The following is a 21,019-nucleotide window of genomic DNA, read 5'->3' as shown; positions in this document are numbered from 1 at the left end:
AAAAAATATATACATACAGATAAGTTGCAGAAAAAAAACAAAAGTCTTATAATGTAAAAATAACAAACAACAGGAGACTTACCTCATGCAGAATCAACAACCATCAACTTTAAAGGAAATACGCGTCCATGGTACACAGGACTTTCCCTGTGCGTTCTATCAGACAGGAACAAGGATAAAAGGGAATATGGTGAAACACCACTGGCATGAAGAAGTAGAACTGCTTTATTTTTCGGGTGGAGAGTTCTGTCTGGAAGTAAATATGGAACGTTTCAACATTTCAGAGGAATGTTTTTATTTTATTAATCCCGGGGAACTTCACAGTATTTCTGTTGAAAAAAACGGCGGCTGTGTGGAAAATGCGGTGGTTTTTCATATGGATATGCTAAGCTCTGCATATGCTTTGGATCAGATTCAGACGAATCTGATCCAGCCGGTACAAAATGGCAGTATCCAGTTTCCGAGATGTCTGCGAAAGAATGAATCGGCATTTGAACCGGTAAGAAAATCTTATGAAGAAATCCGTAATGTATTTGGCGGAGATTCTTTTCGGGAGAATTATTATGACGGCGAGGCGGTTACGGATGATATCACCCGACAGTTGTTTATTAAATCAGCGCTGCTTCGGATTCTGGCAGTTCTGTCTGCGAATAATCTGTTTGAGGTAACGGAGAAGAATCATGACCGTCGGATTGAGACGATCAAGACCACTCTGACTTATATTCAGGAGAACTATAAAGAGAAGATATATATTCGTGATCTGGCGGATCTGATTGGAATGAATGAACAGTATTTTTGCAGATTCTTTAAGAAAGTTATCGGACGTTCGCCTATGGAATATGTGAACGAGTACAGGATTAAGAAAGCAATCCATTATCTGAAAGAATCAGATCTGACAGTTACGGAAATCTGTCTGGAATGTGGATATAATAATCTGGGAAACTTTCTCAGGGAGTTCAGGAAATATACATCAACAACACCACTGCAGTACCGCAGACATTTACTAAAAGAAACACAGTAAATAACGATCAGATAAGTAAGCTTATGGTAATGAGAATAAAAGTTTACTTATCTGATTTTTGTATTACAGAGAATGCTGGTAATATAAAAAGTCAAAATTATGTATTTTTTTATCAAAAAAATATAAGACAGAAGGAGTGGATGTTGATATAATTATTTTTAAATAGAACAGAGAACTTAGGCGCTAAAGGTGAGAGGGTATAATACCGGGAAAAAAGCAGATAATAGCGTCGGTTAATAAAAAAATACAGGAGGATTTTTACAATGGTAAAGAAATGGTGGAATGAAAAGGTTGCTTATCAGATTTACCCGAAGAGTTTTTATGATACCAATGGAGATGGAATTGGAGATCTGAGAGGTGTTATTGAGAAGCTTGACTATTTGAAAGATTTGGGAGTTGATATTATCTGGCTTTCCCCCTGCTACCGCTCTCCGTTAGCTGATCAGGGATATGATATTTCAGATTATTATGATATTGATCCTCGCTTCGGAACCATGGCAGATATGGATGAACTGATTGCTGAGGCTAAGAAGAGAGATATGTACATTCTGATGGATCTTGTTGTAAACCATTGTTCTGATGAACATGAATGGTTTAAAAAAGCATGTGAGGATCCGGATGGTAAATATGGTAATTTCTTCTATCTGCGTGACAAGAAAGAAGGAGAACTTCCAACTAACTGGCGTTCTTATTTCGGCGGACCTGTATGGGAAGATCTTCCTGGAACAAATAAACAGTATCTGCATGTTTTCCATAAGAAACAGCCCGATCTGAACTGGGAGAACCCGGAAGTAAGGGAAGAAGTTTATAAGAATATCAACTGGTGGCTGGATAAAGGTCTTGGTGGATTCCGTATTGATGCGATTATCAATATCAAGAAAGCACTTCCGATGCATGACTATGAGCCGGATCGTGAAGACGGTCTTTGCAGTATCAGGAAGATGCTGAAAGAAGCAAAGGGAATCGGTGACTTCCTTGGCGAGATGAGAGACCGCACCTTTAAAAAATACGATGCATTCTCTGTCGGTGAAGTTTTCGATGAGAAGGATGAAGAGATTCCGGATTTCATCGGCGATAATGGATATTTCTCCAGTATGTTTGACTTCGAAGAGACTATCTGGGGGGCATCTGACAAGGGATGGTATGACTGCAAACAGATTACTCCGGATGCCTACAAGAAATGTTGCTTTACAACACAGAGAAAAATTGGTGATATCGGATTTGTTTCCAATATTATTGAAAATCATGACGAGCCACGTGGTGTCAGCAGATATATCCCGGAAGGTGACTGCTGTGACGAAAGTAAGAAGATGCTTGGCGGTCTGAACTTTATGCTTCGCGGACTTCCGTTTATCTACCAGGGCCAGGAACTTGGTATGGAGAATGTGAAGTTTGAATCTATCGATCAGGTAGATGACATTTCCAGTCTGGATGAGTATAAGGTAGCTCTGGAAGCAGGATGTACACCTGAGGAAGCACTGAAAGCTGTTTCCAGATTCAGCCGCGATAATGCCAGAACACCGATGCAGTGGACAGATGGTGAGAATGCAGGATTTACAACAGGTAAACCATGGCTGAAGGTCAATGCGAATTATACAAAGATCAATGCAGAGAGCCAGATGAATGATCCGGAATCTGTGAGAAGTTTCTATAAGAAACTTATCGCACTGCGTAAGGATCCGGAATACAAAGAGACTGTTGTTTACGGAGAACTGGAACCTGTATGGGAAGATGTACATAATCTGATGGCATACTATCGTAAAGGGGATAAGACTCTTCTTGTAGTTGGTAATTACCAGAAAGAGCCACAAACCATTGAACTTGCAGGAGAGTGCAGGAAGGTTCTGATCAATAACTATGACAATGTAGCTATGGATGGAAATAAGATTGAACTGCAGGGTTATCAGTTCCTTGTTATTGAGATGTAGCAGAAGAAAAAAGAACGGAAATCCAGGTATGAGTACTTGGATTTTCGTTCTTTTTGTATCCATGAATTATAGCAATCTTCTATAGCAATCCTCGTAAATAATGCATATTGCTCCCGGCTCATCAGAGCGTGAAATCCCGCGACAGATATCCCTGAGTGCCTTATAAAGCTGAACCGTCATCGGAGGAATCATCTTCAGGGGGATTCAGAAGCTTTACGCTGTCACGTACTACAAGTCTGACCGGAAGAGAAAGGTTCGTTGTTTTTGGATTCCAACCATCAATCATTTTGAACAGATATTCTGCGGCAATGGTTCCGCGCGGAAAGATATCCTGGTGAATAGTGGTAAGTGAAGGACATGAAAGCTGTGCATACAAATTGTCGTCAAATCCGGTGATGGAGAGATCTTCCGGAAAGCGGATTCCCTTTTCTTTGAGATATTTCATCAGGGTAACTGCGTAATAATCGGAACAACACATAAAGGCAGTGAACTTGTGTGCGACTGCATAAATCTCCTCCATACTTCCCTGACGTTCATATTTGGAAGGGCGGGTCACAATCAGATTATCCAGATCAATATCCAGTCCGTATTCCTGAAGTGCCCGCTGATGTCCGGTGTATCGGATATAGTCTACACCTTCCATATTGTCGGCAAGAAAGGCGATTTTTCTGTGACCGCAGTCAAGAAGATACTTTGTCATCAGGTATCCGCCCTGTTCATCATCCAGACCGATGTTAACGTATCTGGCAATATTTTTTGGAGTGTAACTGTCGATAAGGACAGCAGGCTTTTTGTATTTACTTCTGATCTTGAGATAATCGTCGTGGAGCATACCGATGAGAATCAGCCCTTCAGTGTTCCAGCTCACTACGTTGCGCACGATTTCATCAATATCTTCAGAAGTATAAAGCATCATATAATAGCCCTGTTCACGAATAGCAGCTTCCAGAGCTCCCAGCAATTCGCCGTGAAATGGATCTGTGAAGATATTCTCGTATTTATCCTTTCGCCTTTTTAATACAATTCCGATGAGTCTGGAATGATTCTGTGCGAGATTTTTTGCATTCATATTTGGGATGTAATCATATTCGTCCAGAAGTTTCTGAACCTTTTCAGCAGTTTTCTGAGAAACTTCGCTGGTTTTTCCATTAATGACATTTGACACTGTGGTGGTACTGATTCCCAGCATCTCTGCCATTTCTTTAATTGTTATCATGTGAGATTCACCTCAATACAAAAATATATGAATATATTATCACATTGGGACATGAAAATGCAAGTATTGCACAAAAAAGTTTGAATAAAATAAAAGAAAATTGTAACTGTTGCTCATAAGTCGTTTGGGAGAGAGCGATAATAATTAAAAAATGCAAAATATAAGGCTGTCGTCAAAAAATATCTGACAACAGCCCTGCACGGAATATTATTTCTGGATTACGATTGCTTCGTAAGGTCTGAGAGTGATTTTTGGGTTTGCTTTTGCATCACTGTAATTAGAGATAAGAACTTTTTTGTTTACAAATTCTTCAGGAAGCTCTACTTCACGTGTATTCTCGCTGAAATTGCAGTATACGATCAGTTTTTCATCGCCAAGTGTACGGATATAAGCGTAGATATCCTTGTCATCATCAAGGATCAGATCATAGGTACCGTATACGATCAGTTCACTTTCATGGCGGAGCTTGATCAGTTTCTGATAATATTTGAATACGGAATCTTCGCGGTTAACCTGATCTCTGGCATTGATCTTAGTGTAGTTCGGGTTTACCATAATCCAGGGGTTAGCTGTGGAGAAACCTGCGTAAGCACTGTCGTCCCACTGCATAGGGGTTCTTGCATTGTCACGTCCCTTATAACTGATCGCTGCCATCATGTCCTCTTCGGTCATCTTACCCTGTTCGGTTAATTCATGGAAAGCATTGATACTTTCGAGATCTCGGAAGTTATCAAGAGTGTTAAACGGGCAGTTTGTCATACCCAGTTCCTCGCCCTGATATACATAAGGTGTACCCTGCATCATGTGGATGCATGTTGCAAGCATTTTTGCAGAGATTTCTCTGTATTCGTCACTGTCATTGCCGAAACGGGAAACGCTTCTTGGCTGGTCATGATTTTCCCAGTAGAGACTGTTCCATGCAATATCCTGAAGACCTTTCTGCCAGCGTGTAAGGATTTTTTTCAGGTTGCGCAGATCCATCTTTCTGGTTGTCCATTTGCCGGCTTTTTCATCACTGTCAACATCCATATGCTCAAACTGGAATACCATGTTCAGCTCTTTTTCATCGCTTCTTGCATATTTCTTTGCCTCTTCCAGAGTAACACCTGAGCATTCGCCTACAGTGATCGTGTCAGCATTATTCAGTGCTTTCTGACGCATTTCCTGAAGGTATTCATGTACATGAGGACCGTTTGCGGATACATTGAAGGTTGCATAGCCATTAATTCCAGGTTCTTTGTCAGGAAGCCCCGGCTCTTTGGAGATGAGACTGATAACGTCCATACGGAATCCGTCAACCCCCTTTTTCAGCCACCAGTTCATCATATCGAAAACATCCTGACGTACAGCTGGATTGTCCCAGTTCAGATCAGGCTGTTTCTTGGAGAACAGGTGCAGGAAATACATATCTGTTGTCTTGTCGTATTCCCATGCAGGACCGGAGAAGCAGGAACCCCAGTTGTTCGGAAGGCTTCCGTCTTCTTTTGCAGGACGCCAGATGTAGTAATCTCTGTAAGGATTGTCTGTGGATTTGCGGCTCTCGATGAACCATTTGTGTTCATCGGAGGTATGGTTTACAACCAGGTCCATCATGATTTTGATGCCTTTTTCGTGAGCTGTGGCAAGCATACGGTCGAAGTCTTCCATGGTTCCGAATTCGTCCATGATCGCCTGATAATCACTGATATCATATCCGTTGTCATCATTTGGTGATTTGTAAACCGGAGAGAGCCAGATTACGTCAATTCCAAGCTCTTTTAAATAGTCAAGTTTGCCGGTGATACCGTTAAGATCACCGATTCCGTCTCCGTTGCTGTCGCAGAAGCTGCGAGGATAGATCTGATATACGACGCTTTCTTTCCACCATCTTTTTTCCATTGTAAAGACCTCCTGATAATATTATATTTTAGTACGTTTGATTTGAATGAGAATTATGTGAGCTGACTATAACAATCCTCTCAATACGCATTATTTACGAGGATTGCTGTAAATAGCTTTTGCCCCTGATAATTTATAGCAATTCCATAAATTACTGCAAACAATCCAGCCCATCATAGCGTGAAGTCCTGCGTCAGATATCTTTGCCGTGCGTCAGCACGCCTGCAGGTATCTTCCTTGTCCTTCACACTCTGCTGAACTGTCTTGATTGCATTATTTTATGGAATTACTTTAGAATTTGTGTATAGTTGTATTGCATAAATATAAATACTTTATGGAGAAAATGCTTTCGATATTTTGACGGATTTATGTATTATTTTGACTTTTTGACAAAATATAGAATTGCTGTAAGTAAATCCCATGCTTCAATTGCGAATATCTGATTGACAATCCTGTAAGACATATCGTAAAGCGTATTGCTGAGAACGGAGGTTACTGTTCACACACCACTGTCCCGCGAGGTGTTTTGGCATGAATATGCCAAAATCCCGAGACATACAAGCCAAAATTCCATTGCCGCAGGCAATCTGAATGAATTTTGGCTACGTTACTGTGAACGGAGTGAACAGTAACGAATGAACAGTAACGATTTCGCAGTTTCGAAGTCTTGTATGTGATGGGTAAATATTGTATAGTATAGGTATTGGCATTTATAATGAGATAGAAGAAACGGCAGAAAATAAATATAATGTATAAGTGAGGAAGAATGAGAAGGATACAGATTATTGTAAATAATGGAGCGGGTACAGGGCGGGCGCACAGGGTATGGAATGAGACACAGTGTCTGCTTCGGGGATACAAAATAAAATATGAAGCCCATATGACCAGATATGAAGGGCATGCCGCGAAACTGGCTGAGCAGATTTCCCGGGTGAAGGGTGAAGGGCCTGTTTATCTGCTTGTGGTTGGGGGAGACGGTACGATCAATGAAGTCCTGAATGGTATTACTGACTTTGATAAGGTACGTTTTGGCGTGATCCCCACTGGTTCAGGGAATGATTTTGGCAGAAATCTGAAACTGCCGAAAACACCGAAGGAGAGCCTGAGGGAAATCTGTGCCTGTATCAGAAAGGATCAGAGAGGTGAAGCACTTTACAGGATAGATCTGGGGCAGGTAAGCTGGGAAGGCTGTGAGAAGCCGCGGATTTTTGGAATCAGTTCCGGCCTGGGACTGGATGCACTTGTGTGTAAAAAAGCACTTCATTCCAGACTGAAACAGGTTTTAAACCGTTTCCATCTGGGTAAGCTTACATATCTTGCATTGACGGTGCAGTCTCTTTTTACCATGGAGACAGCCAATGCAAAGGTGGTGACAGAACATGGAGGCTATATTCTTCCGAAGATGATCTTTGCGGCAGCTATGAATCTGCCGGCAGAAGGCGGAGGGGTTCCTATGGCACCTCATGCATCGGTGCAGGACGGTCTGCTCTCGCTTGGCAGTGCATCCGGAATCGCCAAATGGCAGACTTTTTTCCTGCTTCCGTTTCTGGTTGCTGCAAAGCAGGAGCATATTAATGGTTTTACTATCAGAAATGAAAAAGGATTTCGCCTGATTCTGGATAAGCCAATGGTGCTCCATGCAGACGGAGAGTACTGTGCAGATGTGACGAGAGTGGAATTTCGGTGTCTGGAGAAGAAACTGTGGCTGCTGCATGAGCAGAAAGGGGATTAAAGTAAGACCTGAAACAATATAAAAAACAGAAAAACAGGAGTGTAAAGAAAAATGAGTTACGCAGATGATGTATTTATAAAAATGTGTCAGGATATCCTGGAAAACGGGACAAGTACGGAAGGAGAAAAAGTCCGTCCTGTGTGGGAGGATGGAACTCCGGCATATACGATCAAGAAATTCGGAGTGGTAAACAGATATGATCTGAGAAAGGAATTTCCGGCTATGACACTCAGACGTACAGCGTTAAAGAGTGCCATGGATGAGATCCTCTGGATCTGGCAGAAGAAATCCAACAATATCCATGATCTTCACAGCCATATCTGGGACAGCTGGGCAGATGAGAGTGGTTCTATCGGTAAGGCATATGGGTATCAGCTTGGCGTGAAACATCAGTACAAAGAAGGAATGATGGATCAGGTAGACAGAGTGATCTATGATCTGAAAAATAATCCGTTCAGCCGAAGAATTATGACCAATATTTATGTGCATCAGGATCTCCATGAGATGAATCTGTATCCCTGTGCATATTCCATGACATTTAATGTGACACAGACACCGGGGAACGATAAGCTGACTCTGAATGCAATCCTCAATCAACGTTCCCAGGATATCCTTGCGGCGAATAACTGGAATGTATGTCAGTATGCACTTCTGCTTATGATGGTGGCTCAGGTATGTGATATGGAAGCAGGGGAATTGCTTCATGTAGTGGCAGACTGCCATATCTATGACCGTCATATCCCGCTGATAAAGGAACTGATCCAGAGAAAACCATATCCTGCACCTGTTGTGAAACTGAATCCGGAAGTGAAGGATTTCTATCAGTTTACAACAGATGACCTGATCGTGGAGAATTATGAGACATGGCCGCAGATTAAGAATATTCCAATTGCCGTTTAACCAAACTGTGGAGCAATTATCTGGTTATGAGCAAGTAGCGAATGCGGATGATTTTGTTCGCCTGACTTAAATTGACAATATAAAATCAAGAGAGGAAAATTCAAATGAATGTTATCGTAGCAGCAGATAAAAACTGGGGAATCGGCAAGAACAACCAGCTTCTGGTAAGTATTCCGGCAGATATGAAGATGTTTCGTGAGGAAACAAGTGGAAAAGTAGTAGTGATGGGAAGAAAAACTCTGGAAAGTTTTCCAAACGGACTTCCGCTTAAAAACAGGATCAATATTGTGATCACATCCAATAAAGAATATGAGGTAAAGGGTGCGATCATAGTACACAGTATTGAAGAAGCACTGGAAGAGATAAAGAAATATCCGGCAGAAGATGTTTACTGTATAGGTGGTGACAGCATTTATGCGCAGATGCTTCCGTACTGTGATGTAGCTCATGTGACAAAGATTGACTTTGCATATGAAGCAGACAGTCATTTCCCAAATCTGGACGAAGATGATGAATGGGAAATTACGGGAGAGAGCGATGAGCAGACATACTTTGATCTGGAGTATCAGTTTGTGAAGTATGAGAGAAAGAAATAGAAGGAACAAAGCAGAGCCGGAAAAATCAGTGATGTAAAAGAAAAAATATCCCTCAGAATGTGTTTAAACTGATTCTGAGGGATGTTTTTGTATAGTGAAAATCTACGTTACTATTCATTACGTTCTCAGCGGGATAGCAGTGTATGAACAGCAACAATTCTTCTGATGTTGAAAGACGTTAACTGTCTGGCAGTCAGATGTTATTTATTCAATAACTTTCAGCCATCCTTCCGGAGCCTGGATACGTCCCATCTGGATACCTGTTAATGTGTCATAGAGTTTCTGGATAACCGGACCCATTTTCTCCATTCCGCTTGGGAAACAGATTTCTTTACCATGGTCAACAATCTTTCCGACAGGAGAGATAACTGCAGCAGTACCGCAGAGACCACATTCAGCGAAATCTTTCACTTCATCGAAGTATATTTCTCTTTCCTCAGCTTCTAATCCCAGGTATTCCTTGGCAACATAGATTAAGGAACGACGTGTGATAGAAGGAAGGATACTGTTGGACTTCGGTGTGACAACTTTGCCGTCTTTTGTAACGAAGATGAAGTTAGCACCGCCTGTTTCTTCTACCTTGGTACGTGTAGCTGCATCAAGATACATGTTCTCATCGAATCCGTTCTTGTGAGCATCTACGATTGCATGTAAGCTCATTGCATAGTTAAGACCTGCTTTGATATGGCCTGTTCCATGAGGTGCAGCGCGGTCGAAATCACTGACGCGGATTGTAATCGGTTTAGCACCGCCTTTGAAGTATGGTCCTACAGGTGTAGTGAATACACGGAACATATACTCATCAGCAGGTTTTACACCGATAACCGGGTTAGTACCCATCATATATGGACGAACATATAAAGTTGCGCCTGAACCGTATGGCGGAACATATGCTGCGTTAGCTTTTACAGTCTGAACAATTGCATCAACAAAACGGTCTTCCGGGAATACAGGCATCTCAAGTCTCTTTGCTGAGTTTGCCATACGTTCTGCATTTAAGTCAGGACGGAAAGTAACGATATGTCCGTCTTCTGTAGTGTAAGCCTTCATTCCTTCGAAAACTGTCTGCGCATACTGGAAAACACCTGCACATTCGTTCAGTGTTACATTAGGATCTGTTGTCAGTTCTCCGGCATCCCATGCGCCGTCTTTGAATTTAGATACATAACGATAATCGGTCTGTACGTAACCGAAGCCTAAGCTGCTCCAGTCGATATTCTTTTTTTCCATAATGAATCTTTCCTCCGTTCACACATATTTACAGTATTTACAAGTGTGATTACTGTTTATCTCTTTACCATTGTAAAACTTTTGTCTGCTAAGTTCAATGGGAAATTTCCAATTTTAATGAAAAATTGAAAAATCGTTACTGTTCACATACAGTAACAAAAAATCCGCCAGTCTTGTTTTTTATAGAGGATTTCGCTATAATATGGAATAGAAAATGGAGGAAAATATGAGCGAGAATTTTGATGAATTAGGAGAACTTGGAGACAAAATAAAAAAAATCATAGACACAGCAGTTTCTACTAAAGATTACCGCCAGATGACCGAGGATATTAAGCAGACGGTGGGACAGACTGTTAACAGCGCAGTAAATTCTGCTGTAGATTCCGGAAGCGAGGCAATCAAAAATGGTCTGAATAATGTATTTGGAACCGGAAACAGTCAGTCCGGTGATTCCGGGGTATACCGCAATAAAACAAAAGAATTTGAAGAAAAGCGCAGGCGGGAACGTGAACAGGAGCAGGAACGTCAGAGAATTGAGAAGGAGAAAGCAAAAGAGAAGATGCTGACTCTTTATGAAAGGAACACCGGGGGAAGAATGAAAGGTATGATGATTGCTGTTTCAGGTGGAATCCTTGCCAGTGGAATGGGACTGGGAACTCTGGTCCTTAGCATCTTTGGAGCGGTGGGGCATATGAGTTCCCTTGTGACCGGTGGAACCTGTTTTATGGCAGTCGGAGCTTTGACAGGAGTGGGACTTCTCGCAGTCGGCATTAAAAAACTGGGTAAACTGGAACGTTTTCAAAAGTATATTGACACACTGGGAAATCACACATACTGTAATTTTGAACAATTGTCAGCAGCAGTAAATAAGCCGGTGAAATTCGTTAAAAAAGATATTAAAAAGATGATTGATGACAGATGGTTCCGTCAGGGACATATTGATGAACAGGAAACCTGTCTGATCACCAGTAATGAGACTTATCTGCAATATACGCAGACGCAGAAGGCACTTGAGCAGAAGAAACAGGAAGAAGAAAAACATCAGGCTGAACAGGAGAGAAACAGAAAGAACACACCGCCTGAAGTGCAGGAGGTGCTGGATAAAGGAAATGAATTTCTGGATAAGATCCACAGGAGCAACGATGCGATTCCTGGAGAGGAGATTTCTGCAAAAATATCCAGAATGGAACTGATTGTGGAGAAGATTTTTGAACGGGCGCAGAAGCATCCGGAGATTATTCCGGATCTGAAGAAACTGATGAATTATTATCTGCCCATGACAGTAAAGCTGCTGGATGCATATGAAGAAATGGATCAGCAGCCTGTGCAGGGAGAGAATATCCAGGCATCCAAAAAGGAGATAGAGGATACGCTGGATACACTGAATCAGGCATTTGAAAAACTTCTGGATTCTGCCTTTCAGGATACTGCGTGGGATGTTTCAAGTGATATTTCAGTGCTTCATACGCTGCTTGCACAGGAAGGTCTGACAGATGATGACTTTGCAAAAATGAAAAAGAACTGAAAATAAAAAAGGATAAAAAGGAGCGGCAGAGGACATGGGAAACGAATTTAAAGATTTTGAAATGGAAACACCATCATTAACACTGGAGCCGGATCTTGGAGAGTTTGAAAAGAAAGAAGAAGTGCTCCCCAAAAAGCAGACACAGAAGGAAGAAGTGCCTGTACTGACACCGGAAGAACAGAAAATGGTAAATGATTTTGCTGCAAAGATTGATATTGAGAATACTAATCAGATTCTTCAGTATGGTGCAGGAACCCAGAAAAAAATGGCGGACTTTTCTGATACAGCTCTTGAGAATGTAAAGACACAGGATCTGGGTGAGATTGGAGAACTGATCAGTAATGTTGTGGGAGAACTGAAAGATTTCGATGTACAGGAGGAAGGAAAATTCTTTGGATTTTTCAGAAAGCAGACTTCTAAGATTGAAAATCTGAAAAACAAATATGACAAAGCACAAGCCAATGTGGAGAAGATCACAGATTCTCTTCAGCAGCATCAGGTGCGCCTTATGAAAGATTCTGCTATGCTGGACAAGATGTATGAACAGAACCTGAATTATTTTAAAGAACTTACCATGTATATCCTTGCCGGAAAAAAGAAACTGGAAGAAACCAGAAACGGAAAGCTTGCAGAAATGAAAAATAAGGCAGCTCTGAGCGGGCTTCCCGAAGACGCGCAGGCAGCCAGAGACCTGGATGAGAAATGCAGCAGATTTGAAAAGAAACTGCATGATCTGGAACTTACCCGTACGATTGCCATGCAGACAGCGCCTCAGATCCGGCTGATCCAGAATAATGATACGGTAATGGTTGAGAAAATACAGACAACGATCGTAAACACAATTCCATTATGGAAAAGTCAGATGGTGCTTGCTCTGGGAATTGCTCACTCTGCAGAAGCGGCACAGGCACAGAGACAGGTAACAGATATTACCAATGAACTTCTCAGAAAGAATGCAGAGACACTTCATATGGCAACGGTTGAGACAGCGAAAGAATCAGAGCGTGGAATAGTTGACCTTGAAACACTCCAGAAGACAAATGCAGATTTGATCCAGACTCTGGATGATGTGATGCGGATCCAGATGGAAGGCCGTCAGAAGAGACAGGCAGCAGAGATGGAAATGCATCGCATGGAAGAAGAACTGAAGAGAAAACTTCTGGAAATCAGATAACTGTTCAGCAGTAATTTATGGAATTGCTATAAATGAGAGAAGAGGAAAATTATGTACAGAGATCATACAAAAGTGATTCAGATCGGAGACAGAAAGATTGGCGGCGGCAACCCGATTTTAATCCAGTCCATGACAAATACAAAAACTGAAGATGTAGAACAGACAGTAGCTCAGATCCTGGCACTGGAGCAGGCTGGCTGTGATATTATCCGTTGTGCAGTACCGACTATGGAAGCTGCAAAAGCACTGAAGGAAATCAAAAAACAGATCCATATACCACTTGTGGCAGATATCCATTTTGATTATCGTCTTGCTATTGCAGCCATGGAAAACGGTGCAGATAAGATCCGGATCAATCCCGGAAATATCGGCAGTACAGAGCGAATCAAAGCAGTGGTTGATGTGGCAAAGGAGCGAGGAATACCCATTCGTGTTGGTGTAAACAGCGGTTCTCTTGAGAAAGAACTTGTGGAGAAATATCATGGAGTCACTGCAGAGGGACTGGTGGAGAGTGCGCTGGATAAAGTTCATATCATCGAAGACCTGGGATATGACAATCTGGTGATCAGCATCAAATCTTCGGATGTCCTTATGTGTGCAAAGGCTCATGAACTGATCGCGGAGAAGACGAATTATCCACTTCATGTAGGAATCACAGAAGCTGGAACTCTTTATTCCGGAAACATTAAATCTGCTATCGGACTGGGAATCATCCTGAATCAGGGAATCGGTGATACCATTCGTGTCTCTCTTACAGGAGCACCTTTAGAAGAGATTAAATCCGCAAAACGTATCCTGAAAACTCTGGGGCTTCGCAAAGGTGGCATAGAAGTTGTGTCATGTCCAACCTGTGGACGCACACAGATCGATCTGATTGGTCTTGCAAATAAGGTAGAAACCATGGTGCAGGATATCCCGCTTGATATTAAAGTAGCAGTTATGGGCTGTGTGGTAAACGGACCCGGAGAAGCAAAAGAGGCAGATATCGGAATTGCAGGCGGAGTTGGTGTGGGACTTCTGATTAAACATGGTGAGATCATAAAGAAAGTTCCGGAAGATCAGCTTTTGGATACGTTGCGGGAAGAACTTCTGAACTGGAAGTAACATTTGGAACGAAGACTTCCTGTCAGATCAACGAGGAGATTTTATTTTGGAAAAAGACTTTTTTGACGTATTTCCCAGCTTAAAAGTGAAGAAAGAATTGGAAGAACTGCTGGACATGGTTTTTGTGACCAGAGTGTCCTGCAATCCTTCCAGAACTCATATATGGGTGTATATAAAAAGTGAACGCTGGATTCATAAGAAGCATATCTTTGAACTGGAAGAACAGATAGAGAGACAGATTTTTGCAGGATTGAATGTAACAGTTACAGTTATTGAGAAATTCCGCCTTTCCGGTCAGTACAATCCTCAGAACTTTCTGGAAACTTACAGATCCAGCATGGAACTGGAACTGCGCAGCTACAATATGCTGGAATACAATATGTTCAGACAGGCGCAGATTTCTTTTCCCGGAGAAAATGATCTTCATATGATCCTTCCTGATTCTGTAATAGCCAGAGAAAAGAGCGGGATCCTGATCGAATATCTGCAGAAGGTTTTCTGCGAAAGATGTGGAATGGACTTAAAGGTGGAACTTGAGTTCAGGGAGACGCAGGAAAGTAAGTACCGTAAGAATGCAGCAGTGCAGATCGCTCAGGAAGTGGAAAATGTAATCCGTCATGCGAAATTAAACAGTAAGAATGAAGAGCCGGCTCAGTCTGAAGAAGCAGGAACAGCAGAGAAGAAAGCAGAGAAAAAGACTGATAAGGGACAGCAGGAAAAGAAGGACAAAAAAGCTGCATTTGCAGACCGCAAAGACAACAGGAAGGGAGATTTCCGGGGTGGATTCAGAAGGGACAGCAATCCGGATGTTATCTATGGAAGAGATTTCGAAGGAGAGCCTGTTGCACTTGAGACGATTACCGGTGAGATGGGTGAGGTGATCGTCCGCGGACAGGTTATGGAGGTTGAAGCCAGAGAAATCCGTAATGAAAAAACAATTCTTATCTTCCCGATCACAGACTTTACGGACAGTATTGTTGTGAAGATGTTTTTGCGCAATGAACAGGTGCCGGAAGTGACAGAACATGTAAAGAAGGGGGCTTTTCTGAAGTTTCGCGGTGTGACAACAGTAGACCGTTTTGACAGTGAACTGACTATTGCATCTATAGCCGGGATTAAGAAAATTGCCAATTTTACAACTGCCAGAGTAGATACCAGCCCACAGAAAAGAGTAGAGCTTCACTGTCATACAAAGATGAGCGATATGGATGGGGTTACGGATGCCAAATCTCTGGTGAAACGTGCTTATGAGTGGGGACATCCTGCCATTGCCATTACAGACCATGGGGTTGTACAGGCGTTTCCGGAGGCAAATCACTGTTTCGATGCCTGGGGCGGATGTGTGCCGAAGGATTCTGATTTTAAGGTTCTTTATGGAATGGAAGGCTATCTGGTAGATGATTTAAAAGGTATGGTGACCAATGGAAAAGGTCAGAAGCTGAACGGTAGATTTGTGGTCTTTGATATTGAGACAACAGGTTTTTCTTCGCTGACCTGTCAGATCATAGAGATTGGCGCCGTACTGGTAGAAAATGGTGAGATTACGGACCGTTTTTCCACATTTGTAAATCCAAAGGTACCGATTCCTTTTCGCATTGAACAGCTGACCAGTATCAATGACAGTATGGTCATGGATGCCCCGACTATCGAAGAAGTGCTTCCGAAATTCCTTGAATTCAGCAAGGATGCGGTTATGGTTGCACACAATGCGGACTTTGATATGGGATTTATTATGAAAAATTGTGACAGACTGGGAATCGCACATGATTTTACTTATGTAGATACTGTCGGTATGGCCCGTTTCCTGCTTCCTGCATTGAACAGATTTAAGCTGGATACGGTAGCAAAAGCAGTTGGGGTTTCACTGGAAAATCATCACCGGGCAGTAGATGATGCCGCATGTACTGCAGAGATTTTTGTGAAGTTTGTAAAGATGCTGGAAGAGCGTGATATCCGGGATGTGGATATGCTGAATGAGCAGGGAGCTGTTTCTGTAAATACTATCAGGAAACTGCCGACCTACCATGTGATCATTTTTGCCAGAAATGAGACAGGGCGCATTAATCTGTATAAATTAGTGAGCCAGTCGCACCTGAAGTATTATCACAGACGTCCACGTGTTCCCAAAAGTGTGCTGGAGCAGTACAGAGACGGACTTCTGGTGGGAAGTGCCTGTGAAGCAGGGGAACTGTATCAGGCAATTCTGAGAAATGCACCGGATACTGAGATAGCCAGACTGGTAAATTTCTATGATTATCTGGAGATCCAGCCTGTTGGAAATAACAGATTTATGATAGCAGATGATAAGCATGATATGATCAGTTCCGAAGAAGACCTGAAGGAGATAAACAGGAAGATCGTTAAGCTTGGAGAGCAGTTTAAGAAACCGGTAGTTGCAACCTGTGATGTGCATTTCATGGATCCACAGGATGAGATTTACAGAAGGATCATTATGGCCGGAAACGGATTCTCAGATGCAGATGAGCAGGCACCGCTGTATCTGCGTACTACAGAGGAAATGCTGGAAGAATTTGCCTATCTGGGAAGCGAGAAAGCAGAAGAAGTTGTCATTACAAATACAAATAAGATCGCAGATATGATTGAGAAGATATCACCTATTCATCCGGACAAATTCCCGCCGGTCATTGAGAATTCCGACCAGGATCTGAAGAATATCTGTTTTACAAAAGCGCATGAAATGTATGGAGATCCATTGCCGGAGATTGTGGAAAGCAGGCTTGACAGGGAACTGAATTCAATCATTTCCAATGGGTATGCCGTAATGTATATCATTGCACAGAAGCTTGTATGGAAGTCAAATGAAGATGGTTATCTGGTAGGTTCGCGAGGTTCTGTAGGATCTTCTCTGGCAGCTACCATGTCCGGTATCACAGAGGTAAATCCTCTGCCGCCGCATTATCTCTGTCCTAATCCGGACTGCAAATACAGTGATTTTGATTCACCGGAAGTAAAGCAGTATGCAGGTATGGCGGGATGTGATATGCCGGATAAGATCTGTCCGAAATGTGGAACCAGGATGAAAAAGGAAGGGTTTGACATTCCTTTTGAGACATTCCTTGGATTCAAGGGAGATAAGGAACCGGATATTGACCTTAACTTTTCAGGAGAGTATCAGGCTAATGCACACAGATATACAGAGGTTATTTTCGGTAAGGGGCAGACATTCAAGGCAGGGACTATCGGTACGCTTGCGGAGAAAACTGCATTTGGTTATGTGAAGAATTATTTTGAAGAGCGTGGTGTGCATAAACGTTACTGTGAGATCAACCGCATCGTACAGGGATGTACAGGCGTGCGGCGTACAACAGGACAGCATCCGGGAGGCATTATCGTACTTCCTGTAGGTGAGGAGATTGAGAAATTTACTCCTGTCCAGCACCCTGCGAATGATGTGAACAGTGACATTATCACCACACATTTTGATTATCATTCTATTGACGGAAACCTGCTGAAGCTTGATATACTTGGACACGATGATCCCACTATGATCCGAATGCTGGAGGATTTAACGGGAATCAGTGCCAGGGATGTCCCCCTGGATCAGAGGGATGTCATGTCATTGTTTGCAAGTACAAAGGCTTTGAAAATTGAACCGGAAGATATTGGCGGATGTAAGCTCGGATGTCTGGGAATCCCGGAATTTGGTACAGATTTCGCCATGCAGATGCTTATTGACACCAAGCCGAAATACTTCTCTGACCTGATCCGTATTGCAGGGCTTTCTCATGGTACGGATGTATGGCTGGGTAATGCCCAGGTGCTGATCCAGGAGGGTAAGGCAACCATTTCCACAGCTATCTGTACCCGAGACGATATTATGATCTACCTTATCGGAAAAGGGGTAGAAAGTGGCCTTGCGTTTACGATCATGGAGAGTGTCCGTAAGGGAAAAGGTCTTCGCGATGAATGGATAGAAACCATGAAAGAGCATGGAGTTCCGGACTGGTATATCTGGTCCTGTAAGCTGATCAAGTATATGTTCCCGAAGGCCCACGCAGCAGCATACGTTATGATGGCGTACAGAATTGCGTGGTATAAGGTGTTTCAGCCACTGGCATACTATGCGGCATATTTCAGTATCCGCGCCACAGCGTTCTCCTATGAGATGATGTGTATGGGAAAGGAACGCCTGGAGTATTATATGGCAGAAATTCGCAAAAAAGGTGATTCAGCATCTAAAAAAGAACTGGATACCCTGAAGGATATGCGTATTGTACAGGAAATGTACGCACGTGGATTTGAATTTGTACCGATTGATCTTTATACTGCCAAGGCACAGAGATTTCAGATCGTGGATGGGAAACTGATGCCGTCACTTGCAACTATTGACGGACTGGGAGATAAGGCGGCAGATGCAGTGGTTGATGCTGCAAAACAGGGAAAATTCTTGTCAAAAGACGACTTCCGCGACAGAACAAAGGTCAGCAAAACGGTTATTGATCTGATGGATGATCTGAAATTATTCGGAGATATCCCGCAGTCGAACCAGATGTCATTATTTGACTTTACAGGATGAGCATAAATTCTGTGACCGCAAAGTGTGTTGCAGGGCATGGTGCAGACAGCAACATAAAATGCCCTGACATCATAATATATGATAACAGGAGATGGATATGAAGAAAGACGAACTTAGATATTTACAGAGACTTGCAGAAATTTATCCTACAATCGGAAAGGCATCTACGGAGATTATCAATCTTCAGTCAATCCTGAATCTGCCGAAGGGAACGGAACACTTTATGTCAGACCTTCATGGGGAGTATCAGGCGTTTTCACATGTGCTCAGAAATGGTTCCGGTGCAGTGAGGAAGAAGATTGATGATGTGTTTGGACATACATTAAGTAACAATGATAAGCGTTCTCTGGCAACTCTGATCTATTATCCGAAAGAGAAGATGGATCTTGTCAAAGATACGGAAGAAGATATGGAAAACTGGTATAAGATCACTCTCTACCGTCTTATTGAAATCTGTAAGACAACAGCCTCCAAATATACCAGGTCCAAAGTACGAAAAGCTCTTCCCACAGATTATGCCTATGTGATCGAAGAACTGATCACAGAGAAAGCGGAAGTTCTCGATAAAGAGGCATATTATGATTCCATTGTAAATACGATCATTGAGATCGGCAGTGCGGAGAATTTTATCATTGCGCTTGCAGAACTGATCCAGCGTCTGGTCGTGGATCATTTACATATTCTGGGGGATATTTATGACAGAGGTCCTGCTCCACATTTCATTATGGATCGCCTGATGCAGTATCACTCCCTGGATATTCAGTGGGGAAACCATGATGTTGTCTGGATGGGTGCGGCAGCAGGACAGAAAGCCTGTATTGCAACAGTGGTAAGAAACAGTATCCGTTACGGAAATCTGGATATTCTTGAGGATGGATACGGAATCAATATGCTTCCTCTGGCGACCTTTGTGATGGAGGCGTATAAGGATGATCCCTGCGAGATTTTTGCTATGAAAGGTGCTTTCAATTATAATGTTCTTGAGGAAGAACTGGGCAAAAAAATGCACAAGGCTATTGCTGTGATCCAGTTTAAATTAGAAGGTAAACTGGTGCGCAGACATAAAGAATTCCAGATGGAAGACAGAGCACTTCTTCATCGGATCAATCCGGAAAAAGGGACGATCACACTGCCTGACGGAAAAGAATATCCGCTTCGCGACAATAATTTTCCGACTATTGACTGGAAACATCCATACGAACTTACAGCCGGAGAAAAAGAAGTTATGGACAAACTGTCCTCTGCATTCAGAAACTGTGAAAAACTGCAAAACCACATCCGTCTCCTACTTGACAAAGGTGGGCTTTATACAGTATATAACGGAAATCTTCTGTTTCACGGAAGCATTCCTCTGAATGAAGACGGAACATTCCGGGAAGTACAGATTTATGGAAAAAGCTACAAGGGAAAAGAACTGTACGATGTACTGGAAACCTATGTGCGCAGAGCATTCTATTCTGTAGGAAAAGAAGAACAGAAGAAGGGCAGAGATATTATGTGGTATATCTGGGCAGCTCCGAATTCACCATTGTTTGGCAAGAGCAAGATGAGTACTTTTGAAAGATATTTCATAGAGGATCCTTCTACACATGAAGAGAAGAAGAATGCTTATTACCGCCTCTGGGAGAATGAAGAAGTGGTAGATAATATGCTTCGTGAATTTGGTCTGGATCCGGAAAAAGGGCATATCATCAATGGCCATGTTCCGGTACACCAGAGTGAAGGAGAAAGTCCTGTAAAATGTGATGGAAAGGTTATCGTGATTGACGGTGGTTTTTCCAAGCCATATCAGAAAGTAACGGGAATTGCCGGATATACGCTGATCTATAATTCCTATGGACTGAATCTTACTGCTCATGAACCGTTTACGTCCAAAGCAGATGCTGTGGCAAGAGAGACTGATATTGTATCGAACCGCGTGGCAGTCAGCTACATGTCCAGACGCCAGCTTGTGGGTGATACAGATACAGGTCATGCGCTGAAAGAGAGGATACAGGAATTGATCCAGCTGCTGGATGCATACAGAACAGGTATCATCAAGGAAAAGAAATAAGATTAAAACTCTTTACTTCTAAATTTTCATTCTATATAATGGGAGTGTTGTGTGATATAACTGTTTTTACAGCAATTTGGCAGGACAAGAACTGTTATAGTGAAGGAAAACGTTATGAAACGGGC

13 protein-coding genes are annotated in these 21,019 nt (G+C 42.4%); 10 read left to right on the top strand and 3 right to left on the bottom strand.

The annotated features are described in order from the left end of the window. Positions 1-85: 85 nt before the first annotated feature. Together LI074_RS11330 and LI074_RS11325 are read left to right on the top strand one after the other, a co-directional pair. Positions 86-1,021, top strand: a complete 936-nt coding sequence (locus LI074_RS11330) for an AraC family transcriptional regulator (protein WP_055053490.1) — start codon at positions 86-88, stop codon at positions 1,019-1,021. Positions 1,022-1,284: 263 nt separating this feature from the next. Next, positions 1,285-2,949 carry an alpha-glucosidase gene (locus LI074_RS11325; RefSeq protein WP_173698201.1) on the top strand — a complete coding sequence of 555 codons (1,665 nt, stop codon included), beginning with the start codon at positions 1,285-1,287 and terminating at the stop codon, positions 2,947-2,949. Between the two features lie 160 nt (positions 2,950-3,109). On the opposite strand, the gene LI074_RS11320 is transcribed toward LI074_RS11325, so the two are convergent. Both LI074_RS11320 and LI074_RS11315 read right to left on the bottom strand, forming a co-directional pair. Beyond that, positions 3,110-4,165 carry a LacI family DNA-binding transcriptional regulator gene (locus tag LI074_RS11320; RefSeq protein ID WP_173698200.1) on the bottom strand — a complete coding sequence of 352 codons (1,056 nt, stop codon included), beginning with the start codon at positions 4,163-4,165 and terminating at the stop codon, positions 3,110-3,112. A gap of 207 nt (positions 4,166-4,372) precedes the next feature. Continuing rightward, complete coding sequence (locus LI074_RS11315; protein ID WP_173698199.1) at positions 4,373-6,043, bottom strand: glycoside hydrolase family 13 protein; 1,671 nt, start codon at positions 6,041-6,043, stop codon at positions 4,373-4,375. Between the two features lie 766 nt (positions 6,044-6,809). On the opposite strand from LI074_RS11315, the gene LI074_RS11310 reads away from it, so the two are divergent. The 3 genes from LI074_RS11310 to LI074_RS11300 all read left to right on the top strand — a co-directional run bounded on the left by LI074_RS11310 (position 6,810) and on the right by LI074_RS11300 (position 9,271). Beyond that, complete coding sequence (locus LI074_RS11310; RefSeq protein ID WP_173698198.1) at positions 6,810-7,775, top strand: diacylglycerol/lipid kinase family protein; 966 nt, start codon at positions 6,810-6,812, stop codon at positions 7,773-7,775. 51 nt (positions 7,776-7,826) lie between these two features. Then, positions 7,827-8,675 carry a thymidylate synthase gene (thyA, locus tag LI074_RS11305; protein ID WP_008705727.1) on the top strand — a complete coding sequence of 283 codons (849 nt, stop codon included), beginning with the start codon at positions 7,827-7,829 and terminating at the stop codon, positions 8,673-8,675. Positions 8,676-8,779: 104 nt separating this feature from the next. Further along, complete coding sequence (locus LI074_RS11300) at positions 8,780-9,271, top strand: dihydrofolate reductase (protein ID WP_008705726.1); 492 nt, start codon at positions 8,780-8,782, stop codon at positions 9,269-9,271. A 204-nt stretch (positions 9,272-9,475) separates the two neighbouring features. Here LI074_RS11300 and LI074_RS11295 read toward each other — a convergent pair whose 3' ends face one another. After that, entirely contained in the window at positions 9,476-10,501 is a 1,026-nt protein-coding gene (locus tag LI074_RS11295) for a branched-chain amino acid aminotransferase (protein ID WP_008705724.1), read from the bottom strand. A gap of 226 nt (positions 10,502-10,727) precedes the next feature. Here LI074_RS11295 and LI074_RS11290 point away from each other — a divergent pair, with 226 nt between their 5' ends. The 5 genes from LI074_RS11290 (at position 10,728) to LI074_RS11270 (ending at position 20,894) form a co-directional block, all read left to right on the top strand. Continuing rightward, positions 10,728-12,026, top strand: a complete 1,299-nt coding sequence (locus LI074_RS11290; protein WP_055149812.1) for a 5-bromo-4-chloroindolyl phosphate hydrolysis family protein — start codon at positions 10,728-10,730, stop codon at positions 12,024-12,026. A 34-nt stretch (positions 12,027-12,060) separates the two neighbouring features. Then, positions 12,061-13,200 carry a toxic anion resistance protein gene (locus tag LI074_RS11285; RefSeq protein ID WP_026648935.1) on the top strand — a complete coding sequence of 380 codons (1,140 nt, stop codon included), beginning with the start codon at positions 12,061-12,063 and terminating at the stop codon, positions 13,198-13,200. 51 nt (positions 13,201-13,251) lie between these two features. Next, entirely contained in the window at positions 13,252-14,304 is a 1,053-nt protein-coding gene (ispG, locus tag LI074_RS11280; protein WP_008705719.1) for a flavodoxin-dependent (E)-4-hydroxy-3-methylbut-2-enyl-diphosphate synthase, read from the top strand. A gap of 46 nt (positions 14,305-14,350) precedes the next feature. Further along, positions 14,351-18,841 (top strand): PolC-type DNA polymerase III, encoded by a 4,491-nt coding sequence (locus tag LI074_RS11275; RefSeq protein WP_055149808.1) that lies wholly within the window; start codon positions 14,351-14,353, stop codon positions 18,839-18,841. A gap of 97 nt (positions 18,842-18,938) precedes the next feature. Beyond that, positions 18,939-20,894, top strand: a complete 1,956-nt coding sequence (locus LI074_RS11270; RefSeq protein ID WP_173698197.1) for a fructose-1,6-bisphosphatase — start codon at positions 18,939-18,941, stop codon at positions 20,892-20,894. Positions 20,895-21,019: the final 125 nt, after the last annotated feature.

This window comes from Blautia sp. MSK18_10 (assembly GCF_020553185.1).
Classification (GTDB): Bacteria; Bacillota; Clostridia; order Lachnospirales; family Lachnospiraceae; genus Blautia_A; species Blautia_A wexlerae.
This window is presented reverse-complemented; position numbering and strand designations above follow the sequence as displayed.

Excerpts from the sequence above, each read along its gene's own strand:
- LI074_RS11315 (WP_173698199.1), bottom strand. The coding sequence starts at position 6,043 with ATGGAAAAAAGATGGTGGAAAGAAAGCGTCGTATATCAGATCTATCCT.
- LI074_RS11325 (WP_173698201.1), top strand. The coding sequence starts at position 1,285 with ATGGTAAAGAAATGGTGGAATGAAAAGGTTGCTTATCAGATTTACCCG.
- LI074_RS11295 (WP_008705724.1), bottom strand. The coding sequence starts at position 10,501 with ATGGAAAAAAAGAATATCGACTGGAGCAGCTTAGGCTTCGGTTACGTA.
- LI074_RS11290 (WP_055149812.1), top strand. The coding sequence starts at position 10,728 with ATGAGCGAGAATTTTGATGAATTAGGAGAACTTGGAGACAAAATAAAA.
- LI074_RS11300 (WP_008705726.1), top strand. The coding sequence starts at position 8,780 with ATGAATGTTATCGTAGCAGCAGATAAAAACTGGGGAATCGGCAAGAAC.
- LI074_RS11270 (WP_173698197.1), top strand. The coding sequence starts at position 18,939 with ATGAAGAAAGACGAACTTAGATATTTACAGAGACTTGCAGAAATTTAT.
- LI074_RS11330 (WP_055053490.1), top strand. The coding sequence starts at position 86 with ATGCAGAATCAACAACCATCAACTTTAAAGGAAATACGCGTCCATGGT.
- ispG (WP_008705719.1), top strand. The coding sequence starts at position 13,252 with ATGTACAGAGATCATACAAAAGTGATTCAGATCGGAGACAGAAAGATT.
- LI074_RS11285 (WP_026648935.1), top strand. The coding sequence starts at position 12,061 with ATGGGAAACGAATTTAAAGATTTTGAAATGGAAACACCATCATTAACA.
- LI074_RS11320 (WP_173698200.1), bottom strand. The coding sequence starts at position 4,165 with ATGATAACAATTAAAGAAATGGCAGAGATGCTGGGAATCAGTACCACC.
- LI074_RS11310 (WP_173698198.1), top strand. The coding sequence starts at position 6,810 with ATGAGAAGGATACAGATTATTGTAAATAATGGAGCGGGTACAGGGCGG.
- thyA (WP_008705727.1), top strand. The coding sequence starts at position 7,827 with ATGAGTTACGCAGATGATGTATTTATAAAAATGTGTCAGGATATCCTG.